Origin of the sequence: Methyloceanibacter sp. (genome assembly GCF_051306395.1) — a bacterium.
GTDB lineage: Bacteria > Pseudomonadota > Alphaproteobacteria > Rhizobiales > Methyloligellaceae > Methyloceanibacter.
In genome coordinates, this window is record NZ_JBPPND010000158.1 from 17343 (window position 1) to 35756 (window position 18414).

Below are 18414 nucleotides of genomic sequence, written 5' to 3' on the forward strand. Positions count from 1 at the left end.
ACTAGTCTATGGCAAAAACCGCGTCGATCTCGACTGCGGCGTTTAGGGGCAGGCTCGCGCAGCCCACGGCGATACGCGTGTGGCGCCCCTTGTCGCCGAGGACCTCCACCATAAGATCCGAGGCGCCGTTGATCACCTTAGGGTGATCGGCAAATTCGGAGCTTGCGCTGACAAAGCCGTTGAGCCGCAGAAGCTGCACGATGCGGTCGAGATCGCCGAGCGCCGCCTTGGCTTGGGCGAGGATGTTGAGGGCGCATAGCCTGGCCGCCTCCTGGCCTTGGTCCAGTTCGACGCCACTGCCAAGCGTGCCGGTCACGGCTACGGCGCCATCCTTCATGGGCAATTGGCCGGAGATCAAAAGCTGTCCGTTCATATGGACGAAAGGAACATAGGTGCCGATCGCCGCCTTGGCCTTGGGGAGAACGAGGTCGAGGGCTTTCAGCCTAGCCTCGATGGTGCCTGCCATGATGCCTCCATGTTGCGAAGTTACCGGGAGAGTTGAGCAAATCCCTTCATCCCGCAAGCCTGACAGAAGGATTTCGCCGTCAACGTGCCTCTTGTCGGGCCGGACCGTTGGTGCCAAGAATTGACCCCTGCCGCTCGGGGCAGGGTGTTTGAGACTGCGAAGCGAATGACGAGCACAAGAAGACATTTCCTGGCGATGGTCGCGTTTGGCGCGGCCTGCGCTCTTGCTCACCAGGCGCAGGCTTTCGCCGCGAGCAAGCTGGCGCCCCATCGCGCCATCTATGAGATGACGCTCGAAGAGGCGCGGTCCGCATCCGGCATTACCGGCATCGACGGACGCATGGTGTTCGAGTTCACCGGCTCGGCCTGCGACGGCTACTCGCTAAACATGCGCATGGTCACGCAGATGACCGACTCGCAAGGCCAGACCAGTCTGACCGATCTCAGGTCCTCGACCTGGGAACAGGGCGACGGCAAGAAATTTCGCTTTCAGTCTGCGCAATATTTGAACGAGAAGCTCGGCGACGTCACCATGGGGCGGGCCGTGCGCGCGGCGCCCAAAGAAGCCGTCAACGTCAAGCTTAGCCAGCCGTCGCGGGCCGAGCTCGACATCTCGGGCCGGATTTTCTTTCCGACGCAACACAGCATCGCGCTGATCGAAAAGGCGCTCGAAGGCAAGAGCGTGTTCCAGGCCAAGATCTACGACGGATCGGAGAAAGGGCGGAAAGTCTACGAGACGACCGCCATTATTGGCGCCAAGGTGAAACCGGGCAGCGACAAGGGAGGGCTCGAGCCCGCCGCCAAGGAGAAGAAGCTCGGTGAGCTGCCTTCATGGCCGGTGTCGATCGGCTATTTCGAGCCGACGACGGGCGATCTCACGCCGAGCTATCAGATCGATTTCCGGCTTTACGAGAATGGTGTCAGCCGGGAGTTGCTCATCGACTACGGCGATTTCTCGATCCACGGCACGCTTACGTCCTTGGAGTATCTCAAGGAGAAAGAGTGCAAGTAACGCTTGCACTCGCCCACTAGGGCCGCTTTGCCACGAATCCCGGCGAAAAAGCTTGGTTTTCCGCCCATCTTGCCGCTCCTCTAAAGAGTTTGGTTACGGGTTTGCGGTGACACTCCGCCGATCGAAGGGGGACGAAGCCACAATGTTTTGGAGGGTCAGATCGACTCCGGCTGCCATGGTGCATTATGACCAGATCGCCAATCATGGCCGGACACAATCGCCGGGGCCGATGCCAATGACCAAAACTGTGCTGATTGTCGAGGACAACGAGCTGAACATGAAGCTCTTCCACGACCTCCTCGATGCGCATGGCTATGAGACCCTGCAGACGCGCAATGGCGTGGAAGCCCTTGAGCTCGCCCGGGAGCATCATCCCGATCTCATTCTCATGGATATCCAGCTGCCCGAGGTGTCGGGCCTCGAAGTGACGAAGTGGCTGAAAGAGGACGACGACCTGCGGGAAATTCCGATTGTCGCGGTGACGGCCTTCGCCATGAAGGGCGACGAGGAGCGCATTCGCGAGGGTGGCTGTGAAGCCTATATCTCGAAACCAATCTCGGTGACGATGTTCCTCGACACGGTCAGACAGTTCATAGGTGAGGCACGGTAGAGGGACATGACCGCGCGCGTTCTCGTTGTCGACGATGTCGACGCCAATGTGAAGCTGCTCGAAGCCCGGCTCAGCGCCGAGTACTTCGAGGTGCGCACCGCCAATAGCGGTCCCGACGCTTTGCAGATTTGTACACGCGAGGGGACGGATGTCATCCTGCTCGACGTGATGATGCCCGGCATGGACGGGTTCGAAGTTTGCCGGAAGCTCAAATCCGAACCGCGCACCCAGCATATTCCCGTCATCATGGTGACGGCGCTCGATCAGCCCGGCGATCTGTTGCGGGGGCTGGAGGCCGGCGCGGACGATTTTCTCACGAAGCCGGTGGACGACCTCGCGCTTGTCACCCGCGTGAAGAACTTGGCGCGGCTTAAGCTATTGACCGACGAGATGTTGATGCGCGCGTCGACCGAGGAACAGATGGGCGTTGCCACGGCCATGGGCCCGGGCCTCGAGCAGGCTGGCCGCGACGGCCGCATTCTGCTGGTGGAGGATCGCGAACGGGCGGCCGACCGCTTGGTCAAGGCGCTGGAGACGGAGCAACATGTCACGTGCGAGCCCGACCCGGCGCGCGCGCTTCTGAGCGTGCCGGACGGCAATTACGACCTGTTGATCGTCAGCCTCAATCTGGTGAATGCGGACGGTTTGCGGCTCTGCTCCCAAGTGCGGTCGCTCGATCGCACGCGCCATCTGCCGATCATGATCGTGGTCGAGCCCGGTGAAGAGGCGCGTCTGCTGCGCGGCCTCGATATGGGCGTGAACGACTATATCGTGCGACCAGTGGATGGGAACGAGCTGCTGGCGCGTGCGCGGACGCAGATCAAACGCAAGCGCTACACCGACTATCTGCGCACGCGGCTCGAACAGACCGTGGAAATGGCGGTCCTCGATCCGCTCACGGCGCTCCACAATCGCCGCTATATGAGCAGCCACCTGAAGACCTTGTTCGAAGAGTCCGCGCATCGCGGCAAGCCGCTCTCGGTGCTGGTGCTGGATATCGATCACTTCAAGGCGATCAACGACACTCACGGGCACGATGCGGGCGATGCGGTGCTGCGGGAGTTCGGCGTGCGCCTCAAGCGCAATATTCGCGGTATCGACCTTGCCTGCCGGCTCGGCGGCGAGGAGTTCGTGGTGGTGATGCCGGACACGGATCTGGACAAGGCCTATCTGGTCGGCGAGCGGCTGCGGCAGTGCATCGCGGCGGCGCCGTTCTTCGCCGGCGAGCGGCATGGGGCGCTCGAGGTGACGGCGAGCGTCGGGGTGGCTTCGCTTGAATTCCCGGACGATACGCCCGAACTCATTTTGAAGCGGGCGGATCAGGCGCTCTACTGCGCCAAACGCGACGGGCGTAACCGCGTCGTCGCCGACGCCGCCTAGGCGGCCCAGTCCCCAGTTCCTGAGTCTGCAGGTTCGGGCGCCGCGAATCACTTGCTGCGTCCGAATGCCTCAGCCTGTGGCCGGAAGGCCTTGAATCGGCTGGGTTTGCTTCTTTACCCTGTAACTGAGGCGCAATGCTTAAGGCTTTACAATGTCTAGTGATTCGTCGTATTAAGCAAAATAAGACGATTGATTCCGTTCTTCCATTCGTTCTTTTATGATTTGACTCAGTTCTGAAGAGTTGGCGTGGGAGGCGACGAATGGGTGAGGGCATGCGCGCAATTTAGCGAGACGCTGCCTCGATCCTTTCCTTCCATGACAGAACAGCCCTACGGAGTGCTCAGGTCCGCCGCATCTCCTGGGTCCGTGGGGTTTGGCCGGTCGGAGCGCGGTTGAGTGGCCTCCTCGTTAGCGCCACGTTTCGACCGGCCACCTTCTTAGGCGGCCGATTTTTTCCCACTCTTTTCCGGTTATCCCGCCGGGCCCTGCGGGCGTGCGAATACGCACCTCAGCGCGGGGGCGGGGGCGTGACGGCGTGCGGCAAGGCGCAGCGCTGCTACTTGATTTTGGCTTCTTTGAACTCGACGTGCTTGCGCGCGACCGGATCGTATTTCTTGAAGTTCATTTTTTCGGTCTGATTGCGCGGATTTTTCTTGGTCACGTAGTAGTAGCCCGTACCGGCGCTACTCACGAGCTTGATCTTCTGGGTGACGGACTTCGCCATTTCGTCCTCGGATGAATTCTATCAGCGGAATTTCGCGCGAACCTACTGGGTCGCGGCCGGAAGTCAAGCGGACGGGGGCGCCAGGCGGTCCCCGATCTCCTCCTTAGCGTCCGGATCGAAGCCGTGCATCAGGAGGGCCCATTGCAGGGCCACCAGGAGCCCCTTGATGGGCACCAGCAGCACGAGGGCGAGGGCGAGGGTCAAGGGCATCCACAGCGCCGCATGAAGCCACAAGGGCGGCCGATAGGCGATCTCCACGGCGAGGACCAGGCTCACCACCACGTGGCCCACGATGACAATCGTAAAGTAGGCGGGCGCGTCGTCGGCGCGGTGGTGGTGCAGGGATTCTCCGCAATGAGGGCATTGGTCGACCACCTTCAGATACCGGCGGAAAAGGCCGCCGACCCCGCAGGCCGGGCATTTGAGCATGGCGCCACGCAGGAGCGCCTGCTGTAGCGACCGGGGGCCCGTCGAGCGGCCGTCTTGCTTCTGCATGGTCTTAATCCTCCTGGCCGTTGGCTATCGGCGCGGCCTGCCGCCACGAGACTTGCCTCGAGGGGCGTTGCTCCGGCGAGGCTTGCCGCCACGGCCTTTTGCCGGGGGCCTCTGGCGACCCTGTTTCGTACCGATCTGACGGCCTTCGCTCAACATGTCAAAACGTAGCGCTCCGGCGGTCGGGATCGCCTCGACCAGGCGGACCTCGACCTGATCGCCGAGCTGATAGGCGAGGCCGGTATCCTCGCCGACCAGGGCCCGGCGGACCTCGTCATGGTAGAAATACTCGTGCCCGATGCCGGACGCGGGGACGAAGCCGTCGGCTCCGGTCTCGGCGAGCCGCACGAACAGGCCGGTGCGCACCAGCCCGGACACCCGGGCGGAGAACTCGGCGCCGATGCGGTCGGCGAGAAAGGCGGCGATGAGACGGTCCGCGGTATCGCGCTCGGCCGCCATGGCGCGCCGCTCCGTATCGGAGATGGCGCCGGCGATCTCTTCCAGCTCTTCCATTTCTTTATCCGCGAGGGCGCCAGCGCCCAGGTCGAAGGCGCGGATCAGGGCGCGATGCACGATGAGGTCGGCATAGCGGCGGATGGGCGAGGTGAAATGGGCGTAGCGGCGCAGGTTGAGACCGAAATGCCCGAGATTTTGCGGGCTGTATTCGGCCTGGGATTGGCTGCGCAGGACCACTTCGCCGACGAGCTCGGCGGTGGGCGTGGCGCGGGTCTCCGCGAGGATGCGGTTGAACTGAGCGGGCTTGAGGGTGCCGGCCTTAGGCAGGTTCATGCCAATGGTGGCGAGGAACTCGCCGAGGGCCACGAGCTTCTCCTTCGAGGGCGCGTCATGCACGCGATAGATCAGCGGGGAGCGCTTGGCCTCGAGCGCCTCCGCCGCGGCCACGTTCGCCTGGATCATGAACTCCTCGATGAGGCGATGGGCGTCGAGGCGGGGCGGCGTGGCGACGGCGCGCACGCGGCCCTTGTCGTCGAGCAGGATCTTGCGCTCCGGCAGATCGAGGTCGAGCGGCCCCCGTTCGGTGCGCGACAGGACGAGGCTGGCATACGCCCCCCAGAGCGGGCGCAGCACGGTGTCGAGCAATGGGCCCGTGGTCTCGTCGGTCCGGCCGTCGATGGCGGCCTGGGCCTGCTCGTAGCTCAAGCTTGCCGCCGAGCGCATCAGCGCGCGGAAGAAACGGTGACCGAGCTTCCGCCCGCCCTTGTCGAAAATCATGCGCACCGCGAGGCACGGGCGGGGGACGTCTTCTTTCAACGAGCACAAATCGTTTGAGATGCGCTCGGGCAGCATCGGCACCACGCGATCGGGGAAGTAGACCGAGTTGCCGCGCTTGCGGGCTTCCTTGTCGAGGGTGCCGCCGGGGGTGACGTAATGCGCCACATCGGCGATGGCGACGATGACGACCCAGCCGCCGCGGTTTTTCGCATCGGGGTCGGCCTCGGCCCACACCGCGTCGTCGTGGTCGCGTGCGTCCGCCGGGTCGATGGTGACGAGCGGGATGTCGCGCAAATCCTCGCGGCGGCCGAGGGTGACCTCCTTGGCCGCGTCGGCCTCGGCGACGACGGCCGGCGGAAAGACATCGGGAATGCCGTGGGCATGGAGCGCGATCAGGCTGATGGACTGTTGCGCTTCCGGATTTCCGAGCCGCTCGACGATGCGCGCCGCCGGCACGCCGTAGCGGGCGGAGCGGGCAATCTCGAAGCGGACCAGCTCGCCGTTCTCCGCCTCGCCGGTGGCGCCACGCGGCACGGTCCATTCCTTCAGCTGCTTCTTGTCGATGGGATCGATGACGCCGCGGCCGTCCTTAAGCGCGCGAAAGATGCCGAGCAGGCTGCGCGAGGTGGTGCGCGGCAGGCGCTTGATGGTGCGCGCCTGATAGGGATAGTCGGCGTCGGGGCCGAGCGCGGTAATGCGCGCCAGCACGCGGTCGCCGATCCCCGCGGCAGGCCCTTGGTCCTGCTTGCTCTCGACCATGAGGATGCGCGGGGCCGGTCCATGCTCGTCGTCCCAGGTGGCGGGTCGGGCGAGGAACTCGCCGTCGGCGTCGCGGCCCGTAATCTCCACCACGGTGACCGGGGGCAGGGTGCCGGGGCGCGTCAGCTTGCGCCGTGATCCGGCGATGAGACCTTCGTCGGCCATGTCGCGGAGCAGCGCCTTCAGGGTGATGCGGTCGGCGCCTTTCACGCCGAAGGCGCGCGCGATCTCCCGCTTGCCCGATTTCGCCGGCGCGGTTTCCAGGAAATTGAGAATGTCTTGCTTGGAGGGAAGCTTGGCCGCGGACTTTTTGGCCGTCGCCGTCTTCTTCCTTGGGGCAGCCTTCTTGGTTTTCGCCACGTGCGCCGCTTAGCTTGCCGCCTCCTCGGCGGCCTCCTTGGACTTTGCGCTCTTGCGCGCGGATTTCTTCGCCGGTTTCTTCGCGGCGGCCTTCTTGGCTGGCGCCTTCTTCTTGGCGGGGCCCTTGGCGGCGCGCGCGGCGATCAGCTCCACGGCCTCTTCGAGGGTGACCTCCTCGGGCGCTCGGTCGCTGGGGATCGTGGCGTTGGTCTTCGCGTGCTTCACGTAAGGGCCGTAGCGGCCGCTCAGCACCTGCACCTTGCCGCCCTCCGTGGGGTGCTCGCCGAGCTCCTTGAGAACGCTCGACCCGCGCGGGCTACGGTTCGCGGCCTTCTCGGCCAGAAGCGCGATGGCGCGGTTGGCGCCGACCTCGAACACCTCTTCGGGAGTGCTGAGGGACGCATATTTGCCGTCGCTCTGGACGTAAGGCCCGTAGCGGCCATAGCCGGCGGTGATCGGCTTGCCGGTCTCCGGATGGGTGCCGATCTCGCGCGGCAGCGACAACAGCGCCAGCGCGCGGTCAAGCTCGATGGCTTCCGGATCGGTGCCCTTGGGGATCGAGGCGCGCTTCGGCTTCTCGCCGCCATCCGCCTCGCCGAGCTGGATATAGGGCCCGAAGCGGCCGGTCCGCACGCTCACTTCGAAGCCGGTCTCCGGATCGGTGCCGAGCACCTTGCCGTCGGCCAACGCGGCCTTGTCGCCGGTCTCGGCGAGCTGGCGCGTGAAGCGGCAGTCGGGATAGTTGGAGCAGCCGACAAAGGCGCCGAACTTGCCGACTTTCAGACTGAGCTGGCCTTCGCCACAGGACGGACAGGCGCGTGGATCGCCGCCGTCCCCGGTGTCGGGGAAGACATGCGGGCCCAGCAGATCGTTCAGGGCGTCCAGCACCTGAGTTATCCGGAGATCCCCGATATCGTCCACCGCGCCGATGAAGTCGCGCCAGAAATCGCGCAGCACGTCCTTCCACTGAAGCTCGCCCGCCGAGATAAGGTCGAGCTTCTCCTCCAGGTCCGCGGTGAAGTCGTATTCCACATAGCGCTTGAAGAAGCTTTCGAGGAAGGCGGTGACAAGCCGTCCCTTATCCTCGGGATAGAGACGCTTCTTGTCGATGCGGACATAGTCGCGCTCGCGCAGCACGTTCAGCGTTGAAGCGTAGGTGGAGGGGCGTCCGATGCCGAGCTCCTCCAACTTCTTGATGAGGGTGGCTTCGCTGTAGCGCGGGGGCGGCTCGGTGAAGTGCTGCTTCGCCTCGATGTCGCGCGGGTCGAGCGCTTGGCCTTCGCTCATCGCCGGCAGCGCGCCGTCCTCGCCAACGGCGTCGTCCACGCCTTCCTCGTAGATCTTGAGAAAGCCGTCGAAGCGGATGACGGAGCCCGTGGCGCGCACGCCATAGGGTTTGCCGTCCGTGCCCGCGACGTCGATATCCACGGATGTGCGCTCGATCTCCGCGCTCGAGGCTTGGCTTGCGAGCGTGCGTTGCCAGATGAGCTTGTAGAGCTTCAGACCGTCGGCATCGAGGTAACGGCCGATCTTGTCGGGCGCCTTGCTGAAATCGGTGGGGCGGATGGCTTCGTGAGCCTCTTGCGCGTTCTTGGCTTTGGTCTCGTATTGGCGCGGCGAGGAGGGCACGTAGCGGTCGCCAAAGAGCCCGGTCACGAGCTTGCGGATTGCGGACACGGCTTCGGGTACGATCTGCACGCCGTCCGTTCGCATGTAAGTAATGAGACCTTCGGCCTCGCCGCCAACGTCCACGCCTTCGTAGAGGCGCTGCGCGAGCTGCATGGTTTGGCGCGGCGAGAAGCCGAGCTTGCGCGAGGCTTCCTGCTGCAGGGTGGAGGTGGTGAAAGGTGCGGCCGGGTTGCGGCGCTGAGACTTGCTCTCGATCTTGGCGACGGTGAAGCGTCCGCCTTCGAGCGCCGCCTTCAGGCGTTCCGCATTCTCGGCGTCCGGAATGTCGAACTTCTCAAGCTTCTCGCCTTCGGCGGAGAATAGCCGTGCCTCGAACGCCTCCTTCTTGTCCGTGGCGAGCGCGGCGATGATCGTCCAATATTCCTGCGCCTTGAACCGCTCGATCTCGAGCTCGCGGTCGCAGACGAGCCGCAGTGCCACGGATTGAACGCGGCCGGCGGAGCGGGCGCCCGGCAGTTTCCGCCACAGCACCGGAGAGAGGGTGAAGCCAACGAGGTAATCGAGCGCGCGGCGGGCCAGGTAGGCGTTCACCAGAGGCTCGTCGATTTGGCGCGGGTGACGCATGGCCTCCAGCACCGCCTCTTTGGTGACGGCATTGAACACGACGCGCTCGACCGGGATCTTGCCGAGCAACTTCTTGCGGTCGAGCACCTGGAGCAAGTGCCAGGAGATGGCCTCGCCCTCACGGTCGGGGTCGGTGGCCAGAATGAGCTTGTCGGCGCCCTTGACGGCTTGGGCGATCTCATTCAGCCGCTTGGCCGATTTGGGGTCGACATCCCAAAGCATCTCGAAGTCGTTGTCGGGCAGGACCGAGCCGTTCTTCGAGGGTAGGTCGCGCACATGCCCATAGGAGGCCAGCACCCGGTAATCTGACCCGAGGTACTTGTTGACTGTCTTGGCCTTGGCTGGCGATTCAACGATTACAATGTTCATTGAGATGTTCCTAGCCGCGCGAAAATGCGTCTGGCTGAGGGCGATGGGCCCGGAATCGACCCCGCCATGCGCCGAAAATGGTGTCTGGATCAGCCGCTGTCAAATTCAGGGAACGGACGATTGACAACTTTAGGGTGTATATAATAACTAAATACAACTCTAAGACGATAATCCAAACGGTGTTCTTGGTACGGCAACCGGCGCTGCATACGCCATTTGTGGAGGCGGTGGTGGTGACCAATGGGCGCGATGCGAGGCGGAATCGAATGGCAGGGTCCCGCGCCGAGCCACCAGTAGGCGCAAATTCCATCAAGGGTCAATCGGAGCCTTGTCGCAAGGAGGCCGCCGAATATATCGGCTCCTTGCTCAAGGGCTTGCAGTCGCTGGCGCAGGAGGCGCGCATGCCCTTCCTGGCCTATTTGCTCACCATGGCGCTGGAGGAGGCCAACACCGAAAAGGCCAAGGGCGACTGACGCCCTCTAGGGCTCGCTCAGCGACACGAGCTGGCCGCCGTGGCGCTGGAGCCGTCCGGCCAGGTCGAGCTCAAGCAGGATAATGTGGACTTTCCGCGTCTCCAGGCCCGTGACCCGAATGAGCTCGTCGATATCGACGGGGCTCGGGCCGAGCGCCTCCAACACGCGCTCGCGGTCACTTTGAGCGATATCAGGGAGCGGCGGGGGCGTGTCCGTCTCGTCGCATGACGCGAGTTCTATGCTGGGCGGGAGGGGGCAATGGCCGAGGATGGGCGCCAGCGTTTCGACGATATCCTTTGCGTCCGTGACCAGTGTGGCGCCTTGCCTCAGGAGATTATTGGTTCCGGCCGCGCGCGGGTCGAGCGGGCTTCCGGGGACGGCAAAGACCTCACGGCCTTGCTCGCCGGCAAGCCGCGCGGTGATGAGAGAGCCCGAGCGCTCGGCCGCCTCCACCACAACCACGCCCAACGCGATCCCGGAGATCAGCCGATTGCGCCGTGGAAAGTCCTTCGCGCGGGGCGAGAAGCCAGGGGCGCGCTCGCTGACGAGGAGCCCGCGCTCGCCGATCGCCTGCTGGAGGCTTGCATTCTCCGGCGGGTAAACGACGTCGATCCCGCCGGCGACGACCGCGATGGTTCCATGCTCGAGGCTTGCCGTGTGCGCGGCGGTGTCGATCCCGCGCGCAAGTCCCGAGGCGACGACGAACCCTTCGAGCCCCAGCGCGCTTGCGATCTGACGGGTGAATTTCTGACCGACGGCGGACCCGTTGCGCGCGCCGACAATGGCGACAATGGGGATCTCGGCAAGTTCGAGCCGGCCTTTTACGTAGATGAGGGGCGGGGGCGCATCGACTTGCGCGAGCGCGGGGGGATAGCCCCGTTCGCCGAGCGCCACGAGATGGGCGCCCATGGCGCGCGCGGCTTCGATCTCGGCTTCGGCGTCCGCGATGCTGCCGAGGCGGATCTCTTGCGCCCGCCCGCCGCGCCGCGACAAGTCCGGCAGCGCTTCGATCGCGGCTTGCGCGCCGCCGAACTCGTTGACCAAGGCACGGAACGTGGCGGGGCCGACATTCTCGCTGCGGATCAACCGCAGCCAGGCGAGACGCTGGGCGTCGTTGAGGCGCGTGCCGGCCTCAGGCTTTTTGTTTCTCGCCAATGCGCGTCTCCTCGCCGTTCGTTAGGCGGCGGATATTGCCGGCGTGGCGGACGTAGAGAAGGGCGGTAAGCAACGCGAAGAAGACCGCAAGCCGAGATTGTCCCGTGAGCACGAGGGAGCCGAGAGTGGCTGCGCTCGCCACGAGCGCGGAGAGAGAAGAGTAGCGCGTCGTAATGGCGACCAGGAGCCAGACGACGCAGAAGGCGAGCGCCGCAGGCCAATAAAGCCCGAGCGCCACGCCGATATAGGTGGCCACACCTTTGCCGCCGCGAAATCCAAGCCAGACCGGGTAGAGATGGCCGAGGAAGGCGCCGAGGCCGGCGAACATGGCGGCGTAAGGTCCGAAATGCGAACCCAACCAGACGGCGGCGGTTCCTTTGAGCACGTCGAGGAGGAGGGTGAGAGCGGCCAGCGGCTTGTTGCCGGTGCGCAAGACATTGGTCGCACCGATATTGCCGGAGCCGATCTTGCGGACGTCACCGCCGCCGGAAAGCCTGGTGAGGATGAGGCCGAACGGAATCGAGCCGAGCAGATAACCGACGACAAAACTCGCGAAGATGAGCCCGAGCATCAACGGGACAACCGCGCTCCAGTCCTCGGAAGGGGGCATCGATCATCCTCTTTTGGGTGCGGCGAGCCGGTTCAACCGTAATGATAGACGGGCCGTCCGGCAACGAATGTCACGAGGGCCCGGCCTTCGAAGCGCGCCTCGTCGAAGGGGGTATTCTTGGACTTGGAGCGCAGCTGCTCGGGCTCGACCTTCCAGGGCATTTCGAGATCGATCAGCACGAGATCGGCCGTGGCACCCTTGGCGAGCCGCCCCCCGCTGAGACCCAAGAGTTCGGCCGGCCGTGCCGAGAGAGCGTCGAGCAGGCGATGAAGCGAGACCTCGCCGTTATGGTAGAGGCGTAGTGCCGCGCTGAGCATGGTCTCGAGGCCGACCGCGCCGTCATTGGCCTCGGCGAAGGGCCGGCGCTTTCCTTCGGCGCCCCGCGGGTCATGCGCGGAGACGATCACATCGATATCGCCTTGCGATACGCCCTCAACCATGGCCTGCCGGTCGTCCTCCGTGCGCAGCGGCGGCTTCATCTTGAAGAAGGTCCGATAGGAGCCGATGTCGTTCTCATTGAGCGTGAGATGATTGACGGAGACACCGCAGGTGACGGGGAGGCCACGGGCCTTGGCGGCGCGGATCACGTCGAGCGAGGCGCGGCAGGAAATCTGGCTCGCGTGATACCGGGCGCCGGTGAGCTCGACCAGACGGATATCGCGTTCGAGTATGATGGTCTCGGCCGCGGTCGGAATGCCGCGCAAGCCGAGACGCGTCGCCACCTCGCCCTCGTTCATCACGCCGTCCTGCGTGAGAGAGTCGTCCTCCAAGTGATGCACCACCAACGCGCCGTAATCGTTGGCGTAGGACAGGACGTTCCGCATGAGCCTGGCACTGGCGACGCTCGTTTTGCCGTTGGTGAAGGCGACGGCGCCCGCCTCGCGGAGCAGGCCGATCTCCGCCATTTCCTCGCCCTTCAAATCGCGGGTCATCGCCGCCATGGGATGGACATGGACGAGGGCGGTATCGCGGGCGCGGCGAAGAATGAAGTCCACGAGAGCCACGTCGTCGATCACCGGATCGGTGTTGGGCATGCAGCAAATGGTGGTGACGCCGCCGGCCGCCGCAGCGCGGCTCGCGGTCGCCAGGGTCTCGCGGTGCTCATGGCCCGGCTCGCCGCAAAACACCATCATGTCGATGAGCCCAGGCGCGACCGTGCGCCCGCCGCAATCGAGTGACTCCGCGCTTTCGACCGATCCCTCCATGATGTGCATGCCGAGATCGGCAATGACGCCGTTCTCGATGAGGAGGCCGCCGAACGCGTCGAGCCCCGACGCCGGGTCGACCAGCCGCGCATTGACCAAGGCCAGGGGCCGATGCTGGCGGCGGCGGTCGGTGTCGTGTTGCTCGTCTTGGGCGTCCATGGCGGTCATTCGTTGGGCAGATGGCGGGCGAGCGCTTGAAGCACGGCAATGCGCACGGCAACGCCCATCTCCACCTGTTCGCGGATCACGCTGCGGGCATCGTCCGCCACGTTGGAGTCGATCTCCACACCGCGGTTCATGGGACCGGGATGCATGATGAGTGCGTCGGGCTTGGCGCGGGCCAGCTTGTCGTAGTCGAGGCCGTAGAAGTGGAAATACTCCCGCTGGCTCGGGATCAGGCTCGACACCATGCGCTCGCGCTGAAGGCGCAGCATCATCACGACATCGGCGTCCTTTAGCCCTTCATGCATGGAGGTGTAGACTTCCACGCCGAGGCGGTCGATGCCGGCGCCGAGCAGGGTCGAGGGCGCGACGACGCGGACGCGGGCGCCAAGCGTGTTGAGCAGAAGAATGTTCGAGCGGGCGACACGCGAGTGAAGAATGTCGCCACAGATCGCCACGATCAGCCCCTCGATGCGGTTCTTGTGGCGGCGGATGGTCAGGGCATCGAGCAGAGCCTGGGTAGGATGTTCGTGGCTGCCATCGCCCGCGTTGATCACCGAGCAGTCCACCTTCTGGGAGAGCAGCTCGACCGCGCCGGCGGCATGGTGGCGCACGACCAGGAGATCAGGGCGCATGGCGTTCAGCGTCACCGCCGTGTCGATCAGGGTCTCGCCCTTCTTGATGGACGAGGTCGGGATCGACATGTTCATCACGTCGGCGCCGAGGCGCTTGCCCGCCAGCTCGAACGAGCTTTGGGTGCGGGTCGAGGCTTCAAAAAAGAGATTGATGAGAGTGCGGCCGCGCAGGTCGTCGCGCTTTTTGTCCACCTGACGGCCACGCTTAGCCGCCTCCTCGGACAGGTCGAGCAGCGCCGTGATCTCGCTGCTGGAAAGACCTTCTATCCCGAGGAGATGGCGATGTGGAAACGGCGCTGTGAGCGCTTCTGCCGCGATGCTCATTAAAGGGCACTGTATAAGCCCGAGCTGCGCGGGCATCAAGCATGGCCGCGCATTTAAGGTAAGCTCGCCGTAACGGAGCTTTGGCACGGTAGGACCATGGCCGATCCGATCCGGGACGATACCGCCTTCAATCAGAGCCCGCCTTTTATCGACGTGAACCTGTTCACCTCGGACCAGACGTTGCGGGAGGCGGTGGCGCGCGAAGGGGCCGAATGGGCGGCCGTCGATCTCGAGGTGTTCGGCGGCGTCACCGGCAGCGCCGCGGCGATCGAGCTCGGACGCTGCGCCAACGTCCATCCGCCGGAACTGCAGGCCTTCGATGCCCAAGGGCAGCGGATCGACCGGGTGGCGTTTCATCCCGCCTATCACGAGGTCATGGCCATCAGTATGGCCCAGGGCCTCCATTGCTCGACCTGGGAGCATCTGTTGACGGGCGGTGCGCCTAAGCCCGGGGCCTATGCGGCGCGTGCCGCCGGCTTCTACATGGCGGCGCAGATGGAGCCCGGGCATTGCTGCCCGATTACCATGACCCATGCGTCCGTGGCCGCGCTCCGCCACGCCCCGGCACTTGCGGCCGAATGGCTGCCCAAGATCCTGAGCCGGGCCTATGACCCGGAGGCTGTGACGGCCGAGACGAAGACGGGGGTGACCCTCGGCATGGGCATGACCGAACGGCAGGGGGGCACGGATGTGCGGGCCAACACCACGCGGGCCGAGCGCCTCGACGATGAGACATATGCCATCACCGGGCATAAATGGTTTCTCTCCGCGCCGATGTCCGATGCGTTTCTCGTCCTGGCGCAGGCGAAAGACGGCTTGAGCTGCTTCCTGCTGCCGCGCCTGAGGCCGGACGGGGCGTTGAACGGGCTGCGGCTGGTGCGGCTGAAGGACAAGCTCGGCAACCGGTCCAACGCGTCGTCCGAGGTTGAGTTTGAGAACGCCCAAGGTTTCCGCGTGGGCGAGGAGGGCCGGGGCGTTCCCACCATTATCGACATGGTGACGCTGACGCGGCTCGATTGCGCGGTGTCGTCCGCAGGCTTGATGCGCCAGGCGCTCGCGCGCGCCATCCATCACGCGCGGCATCGCAGCGTATTCCAGAGATTGCTGATCGATCAGCCGCTGATGGCCCAAGTGCTCGCCGACATGGCGCTCGACGCCGAGGCGGCGACCGCGCTGTCGTTCCGGCTGGCGCGCGCCTTCGACGGGGGCGCGGACGAAGACGAGATCGCCTATCGCCGCCTGATGACGCCGGTCACGAAATACTGGGTGTGCAAGACCGCGCCGAGCCTCGTCTACGAAGCCATGGAGTGCCTGGGTGGCAACGGCTATGTGGAGGAAGGCGGCTTTCCACTGCTCTATCGCGAGGTGCCGGTCAACGCCATCTGGGAAGGGTCGGGCAACGTGATGTGCCTCGACGTGCTGCGCGTCTTGGAACGTGCGCCGGAGACGCTGCGCCGTATGCTCGACGAGATCGACGCGCTCGGCGGACACGAGCCCCGCTTGAAGGCCGCACTCGATCGCATCGAGACGCTGCTCGCCGAGGCCATGCGCGATCAGAGCGTGGCCCGCACGCTCGTCGAGCAGCTTGCGCTGGCGCAGGCGGGCGCGCTTCTGCTGGCCCATGCACCGGCGGCGGTGAGCGACGCCTTCCTGGCGACGCGGCTTCAGGGGACGTGGCGCAGCACCTATGGCGCTGGAGCCGCGGGGCTCGATGCGCGCGCGATCCTCGATCGCGCCGCACCGCAAGTCGCATGACGTGTTGATGCTGGAATGACATCGCACCGCCATAGGGACTCGGCTAGTATCGCTAGGCTGAGGGTGGGTTACGATCCAACTAGGAGGCTCAAGATGCGTAGGCTGGCAGTTTCTCTTGGGTTAGCGGCAGCCGTGCTGCTCGCAGGTGGCGTTGCGTGGAAGGCGGAGGCACTGACTTGGAACTCGGCGGGCGCGAATCTTCCGGGCGTCGCCAAGAATTATTCGCCGATCGGCCAGATCGCTTGCCGCGGCTGGGGCCGCTGTCCCCCAGGATTTCGCTATAAGTGCCGCCCGGTCCGCGGGTGCCGCTGCATGGCCTGTTGGTAGGCCGGCGGCGAGGCTTAGAGCGTAGATATTAGAGCGGGAGGCCGCCCCGACCATGGGCGGCCTCGTCGCGTTCGGAGGGATCAGAGCAGGGCTTGCCAGCGGGGGGCGAACTTCAATACCTTGCAAGGCAAGCGAATCAATAAGATGGAATGGCCGGTTGAGGGAACTTAGGCACCGGCCGGGGGACAATCGGGAGGGCTAGACAATGATGAGCTTACCCTTTGTTCTCTTTGCGTGTGGACTTGGCGCGGCTTGGATGCGCCAGCGCGGCGTGGCCATGGGTTTCTGGGTCGTCGGGCTTGTGACGATGCTCGTCTTGTTCCGCGTCCATGTGACCGAGGTCTTGAACATCCAGCTTTAGGGGGAGAACCGCGTGTCCGGCGACCTATCGAGGCTGCTGAATGCCATCGGGCTTCTTGGCATCGGTACGGTGCTGGCGCTCGCCTTCATCGACCAAATTTGGTTCCGCGATCTCCCCTGTCCGCTGTGCATCCTGCAGCGTGTAGGCTTCTTGGCCGCTGGCTTTGGGATCGCGCTGAACATCATCTTCGGGCCGAAGCCGAGCCATTATGGCGTCGCCATTATCGGTGCGGTGGCCGGGGCCGCCATCTCGATGCGGCAGATCTTAATTCACATCGTTCCGGGCACGGGCTCATACGGCAATCCTGTGTTCGGGCTGCATTTGTACACCTGGGCGTTCATCGCATTCGTCGTCATCGTGGTGGGCTGCGCCATCATGCTGCTCGACGACCGGCAGTTCTCGCGGGCCGAGCCCATGTCGGTCCGGCTGAAGCCGCTGCCGTTGTCAGCGCTTCTCTTGTTTCTGGTACTGGCCGTCGCGAATATCTTCTCGACGATCGCGCTGTGCGGCGCCGGCTTCTGCCCGGACGAGCCGAAGGACTATATCCTGTTCGAAAGTTCGCCTTAGGGTCAGGACTCATTTGCCGAGCCAGAAGATGACTGCCGCGGCGATGCAGATCACCCTGAAGAAGGTGTGTGCGCAGCGGTCGTAACGGGAGAGTTCAGTCCGCCTTTCGTGCGACCGATGCGACGAGGCGAATCCCCTTTTTGAGCAGACTGGCGGCGGTCCGGTGCGCCTTGGGATGGGTACTGTCAATCATCATCCGGTCCGACGGCTCGCTCTCAGCCGCAAGGTTGGCGAAGATGCGGTCGAAGATGTCCATGCGGGACCAGCGAACGAACCGGGTGTAGAGCGTCTTGTGGGGCCAACCCGCCATCGCAGACCATTCCGGATGACATGGATAATCCCACTGACGACACGACGGTCGTCCACACGCGGAACGCCACGCGACTTTGGGAAGTAGGGGGTCAATATGCTTCAGCTGGGTCTCGGTGAGCCAAAATTGATCTGACATCGGCAGATCCTCCTGCCGTGCTTGAATCACGACGCCACGTCATATGGAACCCGGTCCAGTCGAGGTCCGCTCTCGGGACGAAGCTGCCGTTCACATCCCGTGTAGTTGGCTCAAAGCTCAGAGAGCATCACTTTCAAGATCCGAAAGCTGTCGCTTTGTTGCGTTCATTCGCCAAGCGGCCTCAATACGCGTGCGCAAGGTCGCTTTGTCCGTCTTCTCTGGCCTCATCAGGACTGCTGGGAATCCTCTGTAATGTTCAGTCTCGAAGTAGACCTCCGGCTCCGCCTCAAGAAGCAACTCTTTGATCTCCAGAGGACAATGAACCACGAGGGACTTACCGTCTTTCGATCCAATTATCGATCTGCCAAGATGTTTGAGGCTTGGACGGCCCATGAAAGCGCCCTTGCTTACGCCGGGAAGGCGAAGCTCTTCGAACGCTTCAGCGATCCATTCGAAGGCTTGGATTAGATGGTTGGACACTTATGAAGCCGTTATCTCAGCCGCAGAACGCTGAGACTCTACCAACTGGCAAATGGTCTGAGAAGGGCTCGAAGCCGTCATCCGCTTTCGCTCAGTTATGGGTCCTGACCCTAGTACTGTGATGCCGCCAGGTTCTTGAGCCGGTCCAGCGCGCCTTGCAGAATATAGGCGGCGGCCATGCGGTCGATGACCTCGGCCCGGCGCTTTCTGGACGCATCCGCCTCGATCAGATGACGTTCGACGGCCGCGGTCGAC

The 18414-nt window shown here is 64.2% G+C and carries 17 protein-coding genes and 1 pseudogene; 7 read left to right on the forward strand and 11 right to left on the reverse strand.

From position 1 onward, the window contains the following. Position 1: 1 nt before the first annotated feature. Entirely contained in the window at positions 2-466 is a 465-nt protein-coding gene (locus ACSLE4_RS08175; protein ID WP_435903973.1) for a RidA family protein, read from the reverse strand. 165 nt (positions 467-631) lie between these two features. Between ACSLE4_RS08175 and ACSLE4_RS08180 the strand changes: the two genes are divergently transcribed. The 3 genes from ACSLE4_RS08180 (at position 632) to ACSLE4_RS08190 (ending at position 3467) form a co-directional block, all read left to right on the forward strand. Continuing rightward, positions 632-1477 (forward strand): cell envelope integrity EipB family protein, encoded by an 846-nt coding sequence (locus ACSLE4_RS08180; protein WP_435903974.1) that lies wholly within the window; start codon positions 632-634, stop codon positions 1475-1477. A 235-nt stretch (positions 1478-1712) separates the two neighbouring features. Beyond that, the gene (locus ACSLE4_RS08185) at positions 1713-2087 is read left to right on the forward strand and encodes a response regulator (protein ID WP_435903975.1); all 375 of its coding nucleotides are present in this window, start codon (positions 1713-1715) and stop codon (positions 2085-2087) included. A 6-nt stretch (positions 2088-2093) separates the two neighbouring features. Beyond that, positions 2094-3467, forward strand: coding sequence for a PleD family two-component system response regulator (locus tag ACSLE4_RS08190; protein ID WP_435903976.1), 1374 nt, complete (start codon positions 2094-2096; stop codon positions 3465-3467). A gap of 556 nt (positions 3468-4023) precedes the next feature. Here ACSLE4_RS08190 and rpmG read toward each other — a convergent pair. From rpmG to topA, 4 genes are all read right to left on the reverse strand, one after another. Beyond that, complete coding sequence (rpmG, locus tag ACSLE4_RS08195) at positions 4024-4191, reverse strand: 50S ribosomal protein L33 (RefSeq protein WP_069623294.1); 168 nt, start codon at positions 4189-4191, stop codon at positions 4024-4026. Positions 4192-4254: 63 nt separating this feature from the next. Continuing rightward, a complete protein-coding gene (locus ACSLE4_RS08200) occupies positions 4255-4686 on the reverse strand; it encodes a DUF983 domain-containing protein (protein ID WP_435903977.1) in 432 nt (143 codons plus the stop codon). Between the two features lie 24 nt (positions 4687-4710). Beyond that, the gene (gene rnr / locus ACSLE4_RS08205) at positions 4711-7035 is read right to left on the reverse strand and encodes a ribonuclease R (protein WP_435903978.1); all 2325 of its coding nucleotides are present in this window, start codon (positions 7033-7035) and stop codon (positions 4711-4713) included. Positions 7036-7044: 9 nt separating this feature from the next. Then, a complete protein-coding gene (topA, locus tag ACSLE4_RS08210; RefSeq protein ID WP_435903979.1) occupies positions 7045-9657 on the reverse strand; it encodes a type I DNA topoisomerase in 2613 nt (870 codons plus the stop codon). Between the two features lie 266 nt (positions 9658-9923). Between topA and ACSLE4_RS08215 the strand changes: the two genes are divergently transcribed. Then, on the forward strand, positions 9924-10130 hold the full coding sequence (locus tag ACSLE4_RS08215) for a hypothetical protein (RefSeq protein WP_435903980.1): 207 nt from the start codon (positions 9924-9926) through the stop codon (positions 10128-10130). A gap of 6 nt (positions 10131-10136) precedes the next feature. On the opposite strand, the gene dprA is transcribed toward ACSLE4_RS08215, so the two are convergent. From dprA to ACSLE4_RS08235, 4 genes are read right to left on the reverse strand one after another with little or no spacing between them, the layout of a single operon-like run. Then, entirely contained in the window at positions 10137-11285 is a 1149-nt protein-coding gene (gene dprA / locus ACSLE4_RS08220; RefSeq protein ID WP_435903981.1) for a DNA-processing protein DprA, read from the reverse strand. Then, a complete protein-coding gene (plsY, locus tag ACSLE4_RS08225; protein ID WP_435903982.1) occupies positions 11263-11895 on the reverse strand; it encodes a glycerol-3-phosphate 1-O-acyltransferase PlsY in 633 nt (210 codons plus the stop codon). The genes dprA and plsY overlap by 23 nt, the downstream gene beginning before the upstream one ends. A 32-nt stretch (positions 11896-11927) precedes the next feature. Then, the gene (locus tag ACSLE4_RS08230; protein ID WP_435903983.1) at positions 11928-13259 is read right to left on the reverse strand and encodes a dihydroorotase; all 1332 of its coding nucleotides are present in this window, start codon (positions 13257-13259) and stop codon (positions 11928-11930) included. 5 nt (positions 13260-13264) lie between these two features. Continuing rightward, positions 13265-14221 carry an aspartate carbamoyltransferase catalytic subunit gene (locus ACSLE4_RS08235; protein ID WP_435903984.1) on the reverse strand — a complete coding sequence of 319 codons (957 nt, stop codon included), beginning with the start codon at positions 14219-14221 and terminating at the stop codon, positions 13265-13267. A gap of 96 nt (positions 14222-14317) precedes the next feature. On the opposite strand from ACSLE4_RS08235, the gene ACSLE4_RS08240 reads away from it, so the two are divergent. The 3 genes from ACSLE4_RS08240 to ACSLE4_RS08250 all read left to right on the forward strand — a co-directional run bounded on the left by ACSLE4_RS08240 (position 14318) and on the right by ACSLE4_RS08250 (position 17231). Beyond that, positions 14318-15976: an isovaleryl-CoA dehydrogenase gene (locus tag ACSLE4_RS08240; protein WP_435903985.1), complete on the forward strand. Its 1659-nt coding sequence runs from the start codon at positions 14318-14320 to the stop codon at positions 15974-15976. Positions 15977-16508: 532 nt separating this feature from the next. Beyond that, complete coding sequence (locus ACSLE4_RS08245) at positions 16509-16664, forward strand: DUF5993 family protein (RefSeq protein WP_435903986.1); 156 nt, start codon at positions 16509-16511, stop codon at positions 16662-16664. Between the two features lie 12 nt (positions 16665-16676). Next, positions 16677-17231: a disulfide bond formation protein B gene (locus ACSLE4_RS08250; RefSeq protein ID WP_435903987.1), complete on the forward strand. Its 555-nt coding sequence runs from the start codon at positions 16677-16679 to the stop codon at positions 17229-17231. Between the two features lie 89 nt (positions 17232-17320). On the opposite strand, the pseudogene ACSLE4_RS08255 reads toward ACSLE4_RS08250, so the two are convergent. Next, positions 17321-17679, reverse strand: a pseudogene (locus tag ACSLE4_RS08255) (transposase); the annotation flags it as partial. Positions 17680-18269: 590 nt separating this feature from the next. After that, positions 18270-18414: Holliday junction resolvase RuvX (gene ruvX / locus ACSLE4_RS08260; RefSeq protein ID WP_435903988.1), on the reverse strand; the 145-nt coding region annotated here is incomplete at its 5' end.

Excerpts from the sequence above, each read along its gene's own strand:
- rpmG (WP_069623294.1), bottom strand. The coding sequence starts at position 4,191 with ATGGCGAAGTCCGTCACCCAGAAGATCAAGCTCGTGAGTAGCGCCGGT.
- ACSLE4_RS08245 (WP_435903986.1), top strand. The coding sequence starts at position 16,509 with ATGATGAGCTTACCCTTTGTTCTCTTTGCGTGTGGACTTGGCGCGGCT.
- ACSLE4_RS08185 (WP_435903975.1), top strand. The coding sequence starts at position 1,713 with ATGACCAAAACTGTGCTGATTGTCGAGGACAACGAGCTGAACATGAAG.
- ACSLE4_RS08175 (WP_435903973.1), bottom strand. The coding sequence starts at position 466 with ATGGCAGGCACCATCGAGGCTAGGCTGAAAGCCCTCGACCTCGTTCTC.
- ACSLE4_RS08230 (WP_435903983.1), bottom strand. The coding sequence starts at position 13,259 with ATGGACGCCCAAGACGAGCAACACGACACCGACCGCCGCCGCCAGCAT.
- ACSLE4_RS08200 (WP_435903977.1), bottom strand. The coding sequence starts at position 4,686 with ATGCAGAAGCAAGACGGCCGCTCGACGGGCCCCCGGTCGCTACAGCAG.
- plsY (WP_435903982.1), bottom strand. The coding sequence starts at position 11,895 with ATGCCCCCTTCCGAGGACTGGAGCGCGGTTGTCCCGTTGATGCTCGGG.
- ACSLE4_RS08240 (WP_435903985.1), top strand. The coding sequence starts at position 14,318 with ATGGCCGATCCGATCCGGGACGATACCGCCTTCAATCAGAGCCCGCCT.
- topA (WP_435903979.1), bottom strand. The coding sequence starts at position 9,657 with ATGAACATTGTAATCGTTGAATCGCCAGCCAAGGCCAAGACAGTCAAC.
- ACSLE4_RS08235 (WP_435903984.1), bottom strand. The coding sequence starts at position 14,221 with ATGAGCATCGCGGCAGAAGCGCTCACAGCGCCGTTTCCACATCGCCAT.
- ACSLE4_RS08180 (WP_435903974.1), top strand. The coding sequence starts at position 632 with ATGACGAGCACAAGAAGACATTTCCTGGCGATGGTCGCGTTTGGCGCG.
- ACSLE4_RS08215 (WP_435903980.1), top strand. The coding sequence starts at position 9,924 with ATGGCAGGGTCCCGCGCCGAGCCACCAGTAGGCGCAAATTCCATCAAG.
- ACSLE4_RS08190 (WP_435903976.1), top strand. The coding sequence starts at position 2,094 with ATGACCGCGCGCGTTCTCGTTGTCGACGATGTCGACGCCAATGTGAAG.